Below are 16171 nucleotides of genomic sequence, written 5' to 3'. Positions count from 1 at the left end.
CCGTTCTCGCGGAGTAGCCATGATGGAGTTGATGAGCGACCCAGAGGGTGCCTGGACGGTATGGCTAGCTGTTGCTGTAGTCCTTTTTGGCATCGAATTGCTGCTAGCCGGGGCCGCCAGCGGAGTCCTCTTTCTGTTCTCGGTAATGGCCCTGGCCGGTATGGCCATGGCGCTAATGGGCGCACCCCTGCTCTGGCAATTCGTAGTGGCCACTGTCATCGGCATCCTCTCCCTGCCGTTAGCGGTTTGGATATATCGCCGCTACGGACCTGGCGGCGGGCCGCCGAGCACTACCCAGTCACAGATGCTTCATAACACAGCGTTCAAGGCCTATTACGATGCCCGGGGAAATCTACGGGTGGCGGCAATGGGCGAGGAGTATGCCGCCACCCCTGAAACGCAGAGCCAAGCTCAGATAGAAGACGGCAGCGCAGTTCAGATCGTTCGCCTGGAAGGGGTTAAGGCCGTTATCAGGCCTGTTGATGCGGCAGTGGGCAGCAGACTGGACAGCTAATCGCCTTGAAGAGACTATTGATAGTGGCATCACCATGAACCTAGCCAAACGCCTAGACAAGCTGCGTGCCCAGACCGGCAATATCGAATCGCATCGGGATGCTGATAATAGCTCTGCAACCACTATAGCGGCCAATACACCCTCCCCCTCTGCGCAAGAAAAACAAGCGTGTCTGCGCTCACGGCTCGAGCGCAGCAGAGTGCGGTCAGATAAACGTTTCAACCCCACCCAGCGACAAACTCCGGATAGCCAGGCCTTGGCCGAGCTAGTCGGCGGGCAACTCCTTGAGCACGGTCTAATAGAGGTTGAAGTTAAGGTCGGCTTGCACAGCAGCTATGGCAGACAGCCGCTAGCAGCACTTGGCAGCGGGCTGGATAACCTGCCGGAAGGGGCGCAGCTGCATCCATCAGAGGCGGTTTTTCTCGATGTTGAGACTACCGGGCTAGCCGGGGGAACCGGTACCATAGCCTTCTTGATTGGGGCCGGGCAGATCAACGCCGATAGCTTGACGATTAAGCAGTGGTTACTCAGCGGTTTTGGCGCCGAACCAAGCCAACTCGAGCAACTAACCCGCTCTCTTACCAATGCCCAGGGGGTGGTGACTTACAACGGCAAGTCATTCGACATACCCCTACTCAAGAGCAGGGCTAGATTAAATGGCATAGCTCTGGAGGTCGATGACCTTGTTAATCTCGATCTGCTCCACCCTACCCGCCGTAAATTTCGCCACAGCTGGCCTAACTGCCGTCTGGTTACGGCTGAGAAGCGCTTACTCGGACATTACCGACTCGATGATTTGCCCGGAGCAGAAGCACCAGCAGCTTGGCTTGACTATTTACAACGCGGCGACGGTCGGCGGCTAAAGGATGTACTCGAACATAACGCCGCTGACATAACCGCCCTAGCAGCCCTATGGGCCGCCCTGAATGATCTGCACGCCAGCTAGCCAGAACCTCCGCTCAGCAACTCCAGCACCCGCACAGCTGAGACCTTAGGCGACTCGCCCCGCTCCTGCTCACTGCCCAGGATTGGCCCGACACAAGCCGGGCAGCCAAAGCTACACGGACAGCCAGCTATCAACTCGCGGGCATCGCGCACAACCGATCCGCACATATCGAAAAGCGGCGCTGACAGTCCGACGCCACCCGGGTAATTATCGTAAAGGAAGACCGCCGGCTTAAATCGTCCGGCCTGTTCCGGATCATGCTGCCGCCCTTCACTATCGCGGATTTGCCCCCTACCGCGCGGGCCGGTAACCGCAAACCATTCAGCGTCACCATCGCCGACCGCGCGCCCTAGATCCCCCGGCTCGGCCATCAAGCGCAGCGCGGCAACGTGATGCAAAGCATACGCAGCACCGAGAAAGCCATCGAGGGCGTGGTGGCGGGAGCTGAAGGCGCGTTCCAGATCCTGCGGATTTATCGTCCACCAAGCAGCACTGGTATGCATCTCTTGATCGGGCAGCTCGATATCACCGTAGCCGACGTTTTCATGCGTGTAGTAGCGGATCTTCTTATAGCCGGCAACCCTGCGGACCAGGTGCACCTCGCCCCGAGCAGCCTCGCCCCGGCCCTGCGCCGCGCCCTCAAAGCGCTCGAGGATCTTCAAGCGGGTATAGTCGATAGCATCGGTATAATAATCTGCCCGGGTTTCGCGCACATAGGCCTTGCGCCCCTCCCAGTCAAGGCGCTCTACCTGATAAGGACGGGCCTGGATTAGATATATTGCCCCTTCATAAATAGTTACCGGTGCCGTGGTGTAATCGACCTCGGCAATCACGCGCTGAGCGCCTGCGCTGATATCTATGACCACGAAGTTACCATCGGCTACCGAACGCAGGCTTACATCATTTGCCGGATAGCTGTCCGCAATCCAATGCCACCTCTCCCCCTCCCGGTGCAACAACCCCTGTTCAACCAGGTAATCCAGAATCTGCTCCAAATCCTCACCGCCAAACTTTTCGCCCTGCCGAAAAGGCAGCTCAAAAGAGGCACAGCGCACATGATCAAGGAGTATCAGTAGCTGATCAGGGGCAATCCGGGCGTGCTCAGGTGAGGCACCGAGAAAGAACTGCGGATTACGGATCATATACTGATCCAGCGGCTCGCTGCTCGCCACCACAACCCCCAGAGCGGTGCGCTCACGCCGCCCAGCCCGACCGAGACGTTGCCAGGTCCCGGCAATAGTCCCGGGGTAACCATTAAGGATGGCGACATCCAGACTGCCGATATCGACCCCGAGCTCGAGCGCCGAGGTCGCTACTACGCAATCGATATCGCCACTGCGCAGTGAGCTCTCCGTTTGCCGGCGTTCAGTTGGCAAATAGCCGCCCCGATATGCCGCAACCCTACTCGGTCGGCGCGGATCGCTATCAAAGATATCCTTAAGGTATTTAGTCAACACCTCAACCATAAGCCTGCTGCGCGCAAAAAGGATGCTCTTCATGCCGGCGCGCAGGGCAAATCTAGCGATAAGGGTGGTCTGCGAGCGCGCCGAGGCGCGGATGCCTAAATCGTGATCTATGACCGGAGGGTTCCACAGCAGCAGCTGCTTGGCCCCGCGCGGAGCCCCGCTCTCAGTAATCGGCGTAACATCATCCTCAACCAGGGTCTCGGTTAATTGGCGGGGATTGGCGATGGTCGCCGAAGTAAAAATGAATACCGGATCAACCGCATAAAACCGGCATATGCGCCTAAGGCGGCGCAGTAAATTGGCCATATGCGAACCGAAGACGCCGCGGTAGGTATGTACCTCATCAATTACCACATAGGCGAGTTGCTCGAAGAACTGCGCCCACTTGGTATGGTGGGGAAGCACTCCCTGGTGGAGCATATCTGGATTGGAGATTACGATATCGCCCTTGGTGCGCACCGCCTTGCGCGCATCACCCGGGGTATCGCCATCAAAGGTAAAGGCCCGCACACCTAGTTCGCCCTGCTGATTTAGCTCGGTTAACTCGGCTAGTTGATCCTGTGCCAGGGCTTTAGTCGGAAACAGATAGAGCGCTTTAGACGAGCCACTCAACAACTCGTGCAGCACCGGCAGGTTATAGCACAGGGTCTTACCAGATGCGGTCGGGGTTACCACTACACAGTTCTGCCCAGCGCGGATGGCCTCCCAGGCCTGGTGCTGATGGCTATACAGGCGCTCAACACCTCGCGCGCGCAGCGCGTTAACCAAGCGTTGATCTAGCTCACCAGGCAGCTCGGCGTAGTTAGCCGGTTTAGCAGGCAGACTAAGCTCACCGGTGATGCGCTTGCTATAGCGCTGCTTCAGCCGCGCTGAAAGACGCATTACAGGATCATCGCTATTGATTTGCGGCATGATCTATCTCATTTGCTAGCTGATCGGCATAGCTCTTGACGATCTTGGTCATCGAGCCTGCAGGCGGAGGCCGTCCCTGGGCAATCGCCACCGCGGCGTTAACTGAGGCTTGGGGGCAGGCCTCGGCGAGAAAGCGTGAGGCTTTGGACTTGCTTAAATCAAAACGGCGCTTTCCCTGAGAAGCTATAACTTTCTCAAGATGGCGATCATGTGGATGGACAAGGTAGAGACGCTGTTGCGCTCGGGTAATGGCGACATAAAACAGCCGCCGCTCGGCCTCCAAAGTGGCAGCATTGGCTCCATTGGCTAAATAAGGAAAACTACCTTCGGTTAACCCAGGTACCACTACGATAGGCCACTGTAAGCCCTTAGCGCGATGGATGGATGTTATACAGACGGCATCGGCGGGGGGTTGACGCTGCCATTCCAGCGCCTTAGCGATCAGCTCATCACAACGCTCCAGGAAGTCGCCAAGCTCCCACCCGCCCTCAATGGCAAAACGGCGCAGAGCAGCACAGATCATGGCCCGATCACTCGCCACCTCGGCGCTGCCACCCGATTGCGCGATGGCTGCGTAGATATTTAACCCATCCAAGACCTCATCGAGGACATCTACCGCCGGATCAGTGAGGTGAAAATGGCTAAGATCACTAAGAAAGGAGCTGCGTTGGCGCAGCCGGCGGGCCTTCCAGGCCGGCAACTCGGCTGCGATGGTGTTGAGATAGCGCCCTAGCGGTAAGCCACTAGGGCTGAATCCACGGGCTACATCGCGAGCCTCGCTACGGCGCAGCCCGGCCAGCGGCAACATCAACATCTCGCCGAGTAGCTCGGCAGGTGCACTGCCGTCGCTGAGCCGCTCGCCAAGCCTGCCGGCGGCATAGCGCAAATAGCCGAGCAAGGCACGCACCTCGCGGCGCTGAAATAAGCTCTCGCGCCCTTCCAGAGTGAACGGCACGCCGGCCTCGAGCAACTCCAGCTCGGCCGCAGCACCGAGGCTGTATAAGCGCACTAACACCGCAATATCAGCGAGCTTGCCCCCCGAGTTCAGGTGCTCAGCGATGATACTGCGATAGAGCTGCGGATCATCATCGCGGCGGCGTTCAACCTCAGTCTGCGGGGTGCCTGGGGCTGCTAGACAGAGCTTACCGTCGCGCTGACGATTATGGGCGACACTGTGATTGCCGAGCAGGGCTACCGCATGACCAAACCGAAAGGTATGGGGCAACAGGTATTCGCTCGCCCCGCTGAAATCTTCCCCGAATCGACGCACAATATACTCCGGGCGCGCCCCGCGCCACTGATAGACGCATTGATCAGGGTCGCCGACTACCATAACCTCAGCCCGCTCCCCAGCAACACAGCGGATCAACTGCTGCTGCGCCTCATTAACGTCCTGATATTCATCTATTATGAGGTGATCGAGTTGGTTGCGAAAGCGCTCAGCCAGCCCCTGATCGGCAATCAATTCCTGCACCGGACGGTGGACTAGGTCGTTCAGGGTGCGCACCCGCTGCTCGCTGCACTGCTCCTCGAACGCCTGGTAGGCCGCTACGTAGTGCTCGGGCAGAGCTTCGCCTAGCAGGTTGGCGGCATCGGCGTAGACCTCACTGACCGGGCGGATATCGGCCTTAACGACATCGATAAAACCGAGAAAGGTGTCGATATCTTCATCTTCAAGGGTCGCTAGCGACGTGCTCTGGCCAAGCGCGTTCTCAAGGGCAGCCCGGGCCAAGGCGCGTATGCGCCACTGCTCGGTAAGGAGACGCCGGCGCGGCACTATCTCTTCTTGCTCAAGTCGCTGCAAGAGCCGGTAACCGGCACTATGAAAGGTCTGCACCGAGACCGTAGTGGCTATACCGTGCTGGTGCAAAGCTGCACTCAAGCGCTGCTGAAAGTCCTCACGAGCCGAGCGATTAAACATCAATACCCGCAGCCTTCGGGCATCCGCCCCGCGGCGCAGCAGCTCAATAACTCGGGCGATTAACGTGGCGGTCTTGCCGGAGCCGGCCGCAGCACTGACCTTGGCGTGGCCACGGGGGTGGTGGATGACCTGCAGTTGTTCAGGGGTGTATTCGGGCATTATGCTTAGCGCCGTGACCTCCACAATGAGGCGGATATTGCTGTTAAATAGCACAAACTCAAGACACCTCTAAAGCTTCCCCTGGGAGCCGGTTGGTCGCCCTGGTTTGCAGAACGCCGTGAATCCATCCCTGGAGGCTTCATGGCGCAATCCCTGGCGCCATGCCCTCCACACCAGGGCGACCATCCGGCTCCGGGGCGACTTTAGAGGTACCCTTGGGCAACTTAAACAAAGAGATTATTGATTATACTCTCAGCTATAAGGCTTTAATGGTGGAGCAGCAGTGGCACAGGATACACAACCGCGAGCCGATCTTGAACTGCGCCAGCAGCAGGTAGAGCAAGCGACAACCGAGTGGTGGCAAGAGTTGAATGCACTCTATCCACGCCTGCAGCACTCCCCCCTACCGCGCACCGAATGGTTTGAGCGCGGCTCACGCGCTGGTATTGCCGATGTGCGCCACTGGTTAGTGGCATTTAACCGGCCTATGCTCGAGCGCGACGACGGCTTTGCCATAATCCTACCCAACACCGTAGTCCATGAACTCTGTCACCTTGCCGCCTACGCCTTGCACGGAACCTGCGGTCACGATCCAGCCTGGCGCAGCGTCATGGAGGCAGTAGGCTTTACCCCTAAGCGGACTCACGATCTGGATATCACCGGGCTACCTGGGGTGCAACGGCGCTGGCGTTACCGCTGTAGCTGCGGCGATGTATACGTCAGTACAACGCGGCATAACCGGATCCAGCAGGGCAAGGCAATATACCGGTGTACGAGGTGCAACGATCCACTAACGCACTGAGTGAATGGATCCCTGGCACCAAGACCTCCAAACCTAGGCAGCTCTAGGGCTTAAAGGGAGGTCTTTAGAGGCGTCTTAAAGTAACAGCATGGCATCGCCATAACTGAAGAACCGGTACTCTTGCTCCACAGCATGGCGATATGCGGCCATAACTTGCTCATAGCCACCAAAGGCAGATACAAGCATCAATAGGGACGACTCTGGTAAGTGGAAGTTGGTCAGCATGACATCGACAACCCGAAACCGAAAACCTGGGGTTATGAACAGGTCCGTCTCCCCACTATAAGGCCGCAGCTGACCTTGCGCTGCGGCGCTCTCCAGCGCCCTCACCACAGTGGTACCGACCGCAACCACCCGGCCGCCGCGCTCACGTGCAGCATCGATAGCACTAACTGCCTGCGCGGAGACATCCAAATACTCTGCATGCATCTGGTGCGCGGTTAGATCCTCACTATCAACCGGCGTGAACGTACCGGCGCCGACATGCAGAGTAACCTGAGTGATCTCCACCCCCAACGCGCGTAGCTCTTCGAGCATCCTCTCATCGAAGTGCAAGCCAGCTGTAGGCGCGGCTACAGCACCGGGACGGGCGGCAAAGACAGTCTGGTAGCGCTCCCGGTCGCAAGCATCATCCTGTCGGCGTATGTATGGCGGTAGCGGCACTCGGCCTACCCTCTCCAGGTAGTCGATCAGATCCCGGTCAACGTTTCTGAGCTTGAGGCGAAACAGCCGCCCTGCCCGGCCCTCAACATCCGCCTCAACCCCTTCAGGCAGGATGATGACAGCACCAGGCTTGGGGGCTCGGTTGGCGCGCAGATGGCAAAGAATCTCACCATTGTCAGGATCAACTATGCGCTCAAGCAGCACCTCTACCGCGCCGCCACTACTCTTACGCGCCGCCAAACGCGCCGGGATAACCCGGGTATCGTTAAGCACGAGCAGATCGCCCGGTCTCAGGTAGTTCAGCAAGTCGGTGAACTGCCTATCAGCAATCTCGCCGCTGCTGCGCTCAAGCACCAGCATGCGACTATCGGTGCGACGTTGAGCGGGACGCTCAGCAATCAGTCGCTCGGGTAACTGGTAGTGGAAATCGCTCTTGTGCACTCTCTCTTCCTGAAGAATCACTTGCCGGCAAGGATATCAATATGTGGTAAAATTCCAATTAAATTAAGCTGAGGTAGCAAACCCTATGGGCCTATTCTTTCCCAACTGGCTGACCAACCGGGGCAAGAACATTATCCAAGATCTGCAGCGGGGCAGGATCTCTATCCCCATTCCTGAGTCTGCACTAGCCGCGGTAGTTAGCCAGATCGACGAACCGTCAGTTAGCGACTTGGCTCTGAGCATAGCGGCAAACTCTCAGCTAATCTTCACTGGCCGCAAGAAAATCGGTCCTTGGTGGATTCCCTTCTCCGCCACTTTCTCTGCAAGGGCCCCGGCTGCTGGCGCCCCGCCCCAGTCGATAGACCTTAAGCTGGAACGCACCTCCCCCTCTCTGGCATACCCCTTTGCCCTCAAGGCGCTAGGTAAGCGCGAGGAGTTTGAAGTAGTAGGCTCACGGGTGCTAGTGGACATTGGCAAGCGCATCAAGGATCAGGACTGGGCTCGCTATCTGCCCGACAGTGTGCTGAGCCACATCCGGGTAGTAGAGATAAGCAGCGATAGCGATGCTCGGCAGCTCAAGGTCGCATTGGCCGTCAAGATTCCCGATGAGAGCGGCTGAGCTGTCGAACCGAGGCTAATCTCTCTCCAGTTCGCCCTCTTCCTTTAGCCGGGCGAGATCCTCGAAGGCAATACGCAGTTCGTATAGCATCTCGCCATCTTCTCTTTTATCCATGGGCTGGATGTATTCGGCAAGTTCGCTATGCTCAGGTAGGGCTTCGGCGGTTATGTTCTTGCGCACCAGTTCACCCTCCTCGACTAGCCAGTGGCTAGGCCGACCAGGAATATCCCGAGGATCGAGATAACCGTGGACGATCATCTGCTCGATATTTACCGGGGGTTGACCATGCGCCTGACTGAAGAGCATATACCCTGCAGCCAGGCCACCAAGACCACCTAGCAATAGCCCCGGGCTGGTTATCATCGGTGCCGCTGCGGCGGCTGCTGCTCCTCTGGGCGCCATATCCCGCTGCTGATCCTGGCCGCGCTGCGGCTGTTGATCTCGCCGCGGCCCCCTCGGCGAGCCTCCCCGGGGGCGAAATATCCCCCGCCGGGCCTCTGCTGCATTAAAACTTGGGGCTAGGCTAGCAAGCACAGACCCCGCAGAGAGGTTGCCTTGCGTTATGCTGCTGTTATCGCGCTTGCCGATCTCGCCACCACTAAACAGTACCAACGCCAAAGTTGGTGCCAAAAAGAAGTACGTTCCCCTTCTCATCTCGGACGCTCCCCGGGCTCTTGCCCGACCTTAGTCGATAGCGCGCATGATTAAATAGAATAACTACCGGCGCAGCCCCCTCGGCACCCGAACAGGCCTATCAATCCAGCGCTCAAAGCGGGCATTTATTTCTTCGAAGTTATCCGCCCACCACTGCGCATCGACAACAAACTCCTGGACTTGATCCTCTTCGGTCTTGGGCAGATAATCCTGCATTCGCTCAGGCACATAGGACTCAGCCGAGCGCCGTGCCGGTCGATACGGGATATGCTCGACCTGGCCAACAATGCTACCGGTCTGCGTTGCGTACTGGATAAACTCCCGAGCTTTATCCTGATTTTGACCGTGGCGGGTAATTGCCCACTGCTGCATGCTACGCTGTGCATGTGACCAGATAACTTCTAGGTCTGCGTCGTGCTGCTCATTGGCGCCCCAAACACGCCCGCTGTAAACCGTGCTCATCCGCACCCGCCCCTGGCGTAACAGCTCTATTGGCTGCTGACCATCGCGCCACCAAATTATATTGGGTTTTATGCGATTTAGCACATTGAAGGCACGATCCAGCCCTTGTTCGGTCTCCAGCTGCGCATAGACCTCATCCGGATCGACACCATCGGCTATCAGCGCCCACTCTAGATTACCCATAGGGGTGCGCCGCATACCGCGCTTGCCGGGATACTCATTGAGATCGAAGAAGTCCTCCATGGTTGAAGGCGGCTGCGCGCCGAAATCATCGGCGTTGAAGCCGATGACGGTGTACCAGACCACCGAGCCCACCCCACATTCGCTAAACGCGCCGTCGATAAAATCGTCCTCAGCGGCCACGCCGTCGGGAGAGTCGGCAAGCTCCAGATCATCTATCGGCTCGAGCAAACCCGCGCGGCAACCGCGAATGACATCGAGCTGCTCAAGGTCAACCACATCCCATCTGACGTTGTACGAATCTACTTGACGACGGATTTCGTACAGCCCGCCATCAAAATCTATAACATCAACATCGCGCTCCAGTTCATCCTGGTATGAGAGGATAAAACCGAGCATTTGACTGCGGGTGTAGTTACCGCCCCAACTGACCACGGTCAGATCCTTAGCGGCTGCAGCACCGGCGGCTAATCCTGCCGATCCAGCAAGCATGAAGGCGATAAGGATTTTACTACCGCGACTAGCCATAGCTTTCATCTTAAAAATAGTAACCTAGATTAAGGTTGTAATAGGTATCCCAACCGGCACCACCCTCGCCGAGGGTCTCTGCGCCCGAATCCCCCAAAAAAGGCGCGTTTTTGCCTCGTATCACGTCAGCGTAGATAAACAGCGGACCGCGCCCTATGGCGCAGCCGGTGGTGTTTATCTTGGAGTTTGAATAATCCGATTCATCCTTATGGTAGATGCTAAAATCATTGTAGCAGGTTAGCGAGTCGATGTTCTCCCACGGCACGGGGAAGTTGTAAGCGATATTGAGCACACCGAGGTTGGCTTTGCTTGCTACCTGATATTTGCCGTCCATGCCGCCGAAGGTGACGGTATCTTCCTCGCCATCGCCATCGGTTGAGTCCAAGTCAACATCTATAACTTGACGCCCGGCTTGTAACTGCACTCCCCAGCGCCCGCAGCGCATATCCAGGTGCGCGGCGCCGGCCCAGCGGCTGCCATCTTCACCCGTCTCAGAGTTGGGGACCATGCCCCACTGACCGGAGAGGCCAAGCTCAACCGGACAGCTCCCACCCTCATCAAGGGTATAGGCTAGGCGCAGATTGGCTTGATTGCTCTCGCGAGTACAGTCTTGCGATTCCCCGCTACCATTATCATTATCACCACTACCGTTATCGCTAGCTGCATTATCATCATTATCTGCACATCCAGCATGATTAACTAGATCAAAGCCATAGCGCTCTAAATTACCCGGATCGTTCTCCACCGGATTCTTATAGAAGGCCAAACGCAGATCCCACGGCCCATTCTCACGAATATACTGTGCGCCCAATTTGTAGGCATCGCCCAAGCCGACATAAAAGGGTATGCCGAACCAATAGTTGTGCGCTGCATAGGGTAAAATCCCGAACGGAACTTGGCTTACCCCGACTCTGACCTGGCCATGCTCCCCGGCCCCGAACCCAGCCCAGCCGTGGTGGAGCACATCCTGATTGGTATACCAGCGGTATTCAGCGGAGAACTCAATGCCCTGCTGCTCTCCCTCGATATTAAGGCGGAACAGGTCCAAAGAGGCATCGCCACCGCGATCGCGTTGATCACCATCAGAGCGCTGCGCGGCGTAGTTAAATCGCAAGGCCCCGCCGATCTCAAAATCATCTTCCGTCAGCAGCCGATTCTCAGCATTGTTCTCACCGGTAGCTGCAGCGGCAGTACCCTTTGCAGGGGCGGCAAACATCACGATCCCGAGCAGTGAACAAAGGGCCAAGCTAGCGCTAAACCGACACCAATCGGCAGTTGGTCTTCCTATAGGCTTAGCACTCGATCCAAGTAGTCTTCTCAAGTGCAGCCCACCCCTACTGTGCATCTGTTCCCACCAATCAGGTCGCCTCCAAAACAGCGCCTAAGCCGCTGCGCTGCTATAGGGTGCCTCTAAAACTTCTCCGGCGCCACCATCCGCCCCGGTGTTGAGGACGCCGTGAATCCATCCCTGGAGGCTTCATGGCGCCATCCCTGGCGCCAAGACCCCCACACCGGGGCGGATGGTGGCGCCGGCGAAGATTTTAGAGTTTACCTATAGGCGCGGCACTGCGGCGCGATTTATGAACTACTCCCGCCAAGCTTACGCTATGGCGTGAGTTTCGCGCTTCGACGGGAGTGCCGATTCATCCAAAGGATGACCCGGTCTGACCTCCCTCCACGCATCGGCCGGTTCCCGACCGGATAAACTCCGCTCCAGCCAAGCCAACAGCACCCGAGCCGCGTTCTCGTCCCGTGAACAGGACGTTCCGCAAGGGCAGCTGTGCCAGCGTTGACTGAGCGGTTTCTTCTCCTGCTGCCCGCAGGCGTGACAGGTCTGTGAGGGCTTGATCTGCCGCGTCGGGGCCTCCACCGCCCAAGCACCAGCCTCTTCCGCTTTGTACCCGAGCAATTGATGGAAGGCCCCGCCAGCGGCATCAAGAATACCGCGGTTCAAGCCCCTCTTATGCTGACCGCCTTTGGCGGTCATGTTCCGAATGCTCAGCGCCTCCAGGCCCAGAGCGCTGAACTCTTTGATCAGTCGGGCAGAGACCTGATGGAGAAAATCGTGGCGCTGATTGGCCACCTTACGGTGCAGCCGGCGCAACTTATTGTAAGCCTTGTGCAACCGGTTGGAGATGGGGAACCCCCGGCTCCTACCTGACGCTTTCTTGGCCGATTCCTCCTTGCGGGAGATCTCGCGCTGTACGCCACGGATGGCATCCAAGGTGCCGGCAAGGTGGCGGGGGTTATCGATGGTCTCGGCACCTTGCGCGGTCGCCACAGTGGCGAAGGTCTCCAAGCCCCAGTCGAGCCCGCCCATCTTCTCGCCACACTCTCGCACCGGCTCGCAGTTCAGCGTAATGCTGGCATACCAGCGATCACCGCGTTTGATGATCTCGCAAGTCTTGGGTGTGCCAGGGGTGCGGGGTCTGCCCCGAACGGCGACCGCACCAACGCCGGAGAGACGCAGGGTGCCGTGCTGCATCTGCTCGTTGGTCAACAGCCGCCAGCCGTCGCCGTGGGTCTTGTACCCCCAGCCCTTGAACCGGTGCAGGGACTTGAAGCGGGGGAAGCCCGGCGTCTCGCCCTGCTTCACCCGGCGAAAGAAGTGCTGAAACGCCAGATCCAACCGTTTGAGGGTGACCTGCTCAGACTGGGCATTGAGTCCACTCAGAAGTTTCGATTGGCTACGCCACTCGGTCAGCCGCTTGCACTGTGCCGAGAACCCCAACGACTCCTGCCGCTCGCTCCAAGCCCAGCGCCGCTCGGCGAGCGCCTCGTTCCACAGCAGGCAGTGAACCCACAGCTGATGCTCCAAGGCGGCAAGCTGCTCAGCTGTTGGGTAAAGTCGATAGGTGGCTTTGCGTTGGATCATCTTCCCAGTATACTTGGTTGTTATGGAATCGCAACCACTAAAGAGACTATATCACTGCACCTTCCGACTTCAATACCACTTGGTTGTGGTTACCAAGTATCGGCGCCCGTGCATCACCCAACCGATGCTCTCCCGCTTAGAGGCAATCGCTCGGGCGACGACCGAAAAGTGGGAAGGCGAGGTGCTGGAGCTCAACGGCGAGCCCGACCATATGCACCTGCTCTTGGAGTTGACACCGCGCACCGCCCCCTCCGCCTTCGTCAACAATCTAAAGACGGTGACCTCCCGGCTCATCCGCAAGGAGTTCGGGGAGCATCTTCAACAGTATTACTGGCGCAAACCGGTATTCTGGAGCCGCAGCTACTGCATCATTACCGTCGGTGGTGCGCCGCTGTCGGTCTTGAAGCAGTACATCGAACAACAGGAAGCCCCAGAGTAATGGCGCTGCGCGCCATGCGCCGCTTCACCACCCCCTAAGCCGCTGCGCGGCTTTAGGCGGAGCACTGCGGCGCGTTTTGGTAGAAAGTAACTGGCAATACTACACTTACAGAGGATAAGCCCAACAGGGCATTAGAGGGGCGGAATGACGCAGTTAAGCAATAGTAGCCATTGGCAGATCCTGCAAGTCTTAGCGGAGGGCGTGCTAGGGGTCGACCACTCTGGCCAGGTAACCTTTATGAACAAGGCCGGCCTCACAATGCTCGGTTTCGACTCTGAGCACGAGGTAATAGGTAAAGGTGTTTACGAACTCACCCATCGACCTGCCAACTATTCTAGCTCAAACGGCACCCCTAACGAAGTGCCAGGTTGTGCAATCATCAACGCTTTAGAGAGCCACCACCCGATAGAAGATCAAGATGAGTTTCTCTGGCGAGCCGACGGAACCATTCTACCGGTTTGCATTAACGCCGCGCCGATCTTTGACGAACAGGGCCAGGTGGACAATTTGATTGTCGCCTTTCAGGATCGCAGTTCGCGACATGCGATCAAGCAGGAACTTATCCTGCAAAAGGAAGCTCTGCAGCTTGAGCGTCGACTCTTTATCGGCGGCCCCACAGTGATCTTCCAATGGCAAATGGTGCCAGGCTGGCCGATTACATATGTTTCACCAAACGTCTTCAGTGTGCTTGGCTATAAGCCACAAGATTTAATCGGTGGCGCGGTGATTTATCCCCAGTTGGTTCACCCTGATGATTTTGAACGGGTTTCACAAGAGGTTGAGTACCACCGCTCGATCGGCTCAGAGTATTTTGAGCATAAACCCTACAGACTCTTGCACGCCGATGGCAGCTACCGCTGGGTTTACGATTTCACCGTTATCGAACGGCGCCAGACTGGTAGCGACTACCACTCCGGTTATTTAGTTGATATCACCAAGCATAAAGAGACAGAATTGGCCCTAGCCCGCAGCGAGCACCGCTATCGACCAGCCCAGTCCGTAGCCCGTTTTGGCATATGGGAGTGGGACGTTGAGACGCAGAGCGTTTACTGGGATGCCGAAACTTTGCGTCTGCTCGGTTACGATGCGCAAGAAGGTATTTTGATGGATTATTCCGAGTTCATTTCTCGGGTCCATCCCGACGACCGCCAAGCGCTAGAAGATGCTGTAAAATCGGTTTTTGCTAACCCCCAACAAGACTCATACACCTTGCAAGTCAGGGGCCAGAGACCCGATGGGGGGTGGCAGTGGATAGAATCGCTCGGCAAGGTCGTCGAATTTAGCCAAACCGGCAATCCCAAACTTTTCATGGGCACTGTGAAAAGTATCACCAAGGATTGATTTAGAAGGTGGAAGCTAAAGAGTTTTATAACAACATGCTCGACCGCTGCCCGGCCGGTGTCTGTGCGCTTGATGTTGCCGGCTACTTTACCTATTTGAATTCAGAGGCCTGCGAGCTACTCGGTTACCCTGATGCAGAGCAGCTACTGGGCCGCTCATTCGACACCGTTGTAGATTATTACTCGCAGCTACCGCAAAGGTTTACCGTTGCTGATCGTTTGGCCCTAGTAGCAGCTACCCAAGAGGACATCCGTTGCTATGAGCCGGTGCGGCTGAAGAAAAATAATGCCGAGCCGTTTGCGGTGAGTATCGACGCCTCACCACTGCGAGATGACAAGTCTGCAGTGATAGGCGTGATCTTAGTGCTAAGAGATGTAATGGAGCGCCGCAGGCAATCGAATACTGCACCTCACAGAGAAAACGACACTCCGTTACACGAAGATAACCACAGCTCCAAAAAATGCGAACTTGAGCTATCTGAACCCCAGCGCTTGGCGAAAATCGGACTCGGCAGCTGGGTGTGGGACTTACGAACCGGCTATACCTTCAGCTCAACCGAGGTCTACCGCAGCATAGGCGTTGAGAAAGCGGCATTTGACCCCTCCCAAAAGGGCTTTTTGGCCGTTATCCATCCCGATGATCAGCAAGCTGTAGAGGCTGAGTTTGAGCAGGCATTACGCGACCAGCAACCCTGGGCAAGTGAGTACCGCATACTCCCTGCTAATGGCGATGTGCGCATAGTCTTAGAAAGAGGTCACTTCGAGACAGACGACTTAGGAAAACCGCTGCGCATAATAGCCACCGTTGAGGATGTCACCGAGCAGCGTAAAGAAGAGAATTACCAGAAACAGCTCATCGATATCCTCGATAACACTTCAGATGTTGTCGCTCTGCATGACTACGAAGGCAAGATGATATATGTCAACACAGCAGGCATAGAGCTCGTCGGCTTAGGCGCAGGTATTTATAATAATAATGCAGATCAAAACAGCCCCGAGCTGCCGGAATCGGTAGAGGACTCTATCCTTCGCTTCCACCCGCAGTGGGCGGCCGATCTCATCCTCAATGAGGGCGTACCGACTGCGCTCAGTGAAGGTATCTGGCACGGCGAAACCGCGCTGCTTAACGAATCTGGCGAAGAGGTCCCAACATCCCAGGTGATCATTGGCCACCGTGATGCCTCAGGAGAAGTCGTTCAGTTCTCCACCGTCCTGCGTCAAATACCCAAAACCCGCGCAAACGGTTAGCA

Annotated in this window: 14 protein-coding genes; 7 read left to right on the top strand and 7 right to left on the bottom strand. The window is 57.1% G+C overall.

Translation table 11 applies throughout. The features are described 5' to 3' along the window. Positions 1-19: 19 nt before the first annotated feature. Together HH1059_RS06000 and HH1059_RS05995 are read left to right on the top strand one after the other, a co-directional pair. The gene (locus HH1059_RS06000) at positions 20-514 is read left to right on the top strand and encodes an NfeD family protein (RefSeq protein WP_096409236.1); all 495 of its coding nucleotides are present in this window, start codon (positions 20-22) and stop codon (positions 512-514) included. Then, positions 483-1460, top strand: a complete 978-nt coding sequence (locus HH1059_RS05995) for a ribonuclease H-like domain-containing protein (protein WP_096409234.1) — start codon at positions 483-485, stop codon at positions 1458-1460. The genes HH1059_RS06000 and HH1059_RS05995 overlap by 32 nt, the downstream gene beginning before the upstream one ends. On the opposite strand, the gene HH1059_RS05990 is transcribed toward HH1059_RS05995, so the two are convergent. Together HH1059_RS05990 and HH1059_RS05985 are read right to left on the bottom strand one after the other, a co-directional pair. After that, complete coding sequence (locus tag HH1059_RS05990; RefSeq protein ID WP_096409233.1) at positions 1457-3838, bottom strand: DEAD/DEAH box helicase; 2382 nt, start codon at positions 3836-3838, stop codon at positions 1457-1459. The two genes, HH1059_RS05995 and HH1059_RS05990, sit on opposite strands and share 4 nt — an antisense overlap. Beyond that, a complete protein-coding gene (locus HH1059_RS05985) occupies positions 3822-5972 on the bottom strand; it encodes an ATP-dependent helicase (protein WP_096409231.1) in 2151 nt (716 codons plus the stop codon). The genes HH1059_RS05990 and HH1059_RS05985 overlap by 17 nt, the downstream gene beginning before the upstream one ends. 229 nt (positions 5973-6201) lie before the next feature. On the opposite strand from HH1059_RS05985, the gene HH1059_RS05980 reads away from it, so the two are divergent. Beyond that, positions 6202-6720, top strand: coding sequence for a SprT family zinc-dependent metalloprotease (locus HH1059_RS05980; protein WP_096409230.1), 519 nt, complete (start codon positions 6202-6204; stop codon positions 6718-6720). A gap of 75 nt (positions 6721-6795) precedes the next feature. On the opposite strand, the gene queA is transcribed toward HH1059_RS05980, so the two are convergent. Beyond that, positions 6796-7824, bottom strand: a complete 1029-nt coding sequence (queA, locus tag HH1059_RS05975; protein WP_096409228.1) for a tRNA preQ1(34) S-adenosylmethionine ribosyltransferase-isomerase QueA — start codon at positions 7822-7824, stop codon at positions 6796-6798. An 85-nt stretch (positions 7825-7909) separates the two neighbouring features. Between queA and HH1059_RS05970 the strand changes: the two genes are divergently transcribed. Further along, the gene (locus HH1059_RS05970; protein WP_096409227.1) at positions 7910-8443 is read left to right on the top strand and encodes a hypothetical protein; all 534 of its coding nucleotides are present in this window, start codon (positions 7910-7912) and stop codon (positions 8441-8443) included. A 15-nt stretch (positions 8444-8458) separates the two neighbouring features. Here the strand turns inward: HH1059_RS05970 and HH1059_RS05965 are convergent, their stop codons facing one another. From HH1059_RS05965 to HH1059_RS05950, 4 genes are all read right to left on the bottom strand, one after another. Beyond that, positions 8459-9097, bottom strand: coding sequence for a hypothetical protein (locus tag HH1059_RS05965; RefSeq protein WP_162549391.1), 639 nt, complete (start codon positions 9095-9097; stop codon positions 8459-8461). A 63-nt stretch (positions 9098-9160) separates the two neighbouring features. Continuing rightward, on the bottom strand, positions 9161-10267 hold the full coding sequence (locus HH1059_RS05960; protein ID WP_162549390.1) for an extracellular solute-binding protein: 1107 nt from the start codon (positions 10265-10267) through the stop codon (positions 9161-9163). 10 nt (positions 10268-10277) lie between these two features. Beyond that, the gene (locus HH1059_RS05955) at positions 10278-11588 is read right to left on the bottom strand and encodes a hypothetical protein (protein ID WP_162549389.1); all 1311 of its coding nucleotides are present in this window, start codon (positions 11586-11588) and stop codon (positions 10278-10280) included. A gap of 279 nt (positions 11589-11867) precedes the next feature. Continuing rightward, positions 11868-13142: an RNA-guided endonuclease InsQ/TnpB family protein gene (locus tag HH1059_RS05950; protein ID WP_096409221.1), complete on the bottom strand. Its 1275-nt coding sequence runs from the start codon at positions 13140-13142 to the stop codon at positions 11868-11870. Between the two features lie 22 nt (positions 13143-13164). Here HH1059_RS05950 and tnpA point away from each other — a divergent pair, with 22 nt between their 5' ends. The 3 genes from tnpA to HH1059_RS05935 all read left to right on the top strand — a co-directional run bounded on the left by tnpA (position 13165) and on the right by HH1059_RS05935 (position 16169). Continuing rightward, a complete protein-coding gene (gene tnpA, locus HH1059_RS05945; RefSeq protein ID WP_096409219.1) occupies positions 13165-13581 on the top strand; it encodes an IS200/IS605 family transposase in 417 nt (138 codons plus the stop codon). A 144-nt stretch (positions 13582-13725) separates the two neighbouring features. Next, positions 13726-14922 carry a PAS domain-containing protein gene (locus tag HH1059_RS05940; protein WP_096409218.1) on the top strand — a complete coding sequence of 399 codons (1197 nt, stop codon included), beginning with the start codon at positions 13726-13728 and terminating at the stop codon, positions 14920-14922. 8 nt (positions 14923-14930) lie between these two features. Next, positions 14931-16169 (top strand): PAS domain-containing protein, encoded by a 1239-nt coding sequence (locus HH1059_RS05935; protein ID WP_096409216.1) that lies wholly within the window; start codon positions 14931-14933, stop codon positions 16167-16169. The last annotated feature ends 2 nt before the right edge of the window (positions 16170-16171 follow it).

The organism is Halorhodospira halochloris (assembly GCF_002356555.2).
GTDB lineage: Bacteria > Pseudomonadota > Gammaproteobacteria > Nitrococcales > Halorhodospiraceae > Halorhodospira > Halorhodospira halochloris.
This window is presented reverse-complemented; position numbering and strand designations above follow the sequence as displayed.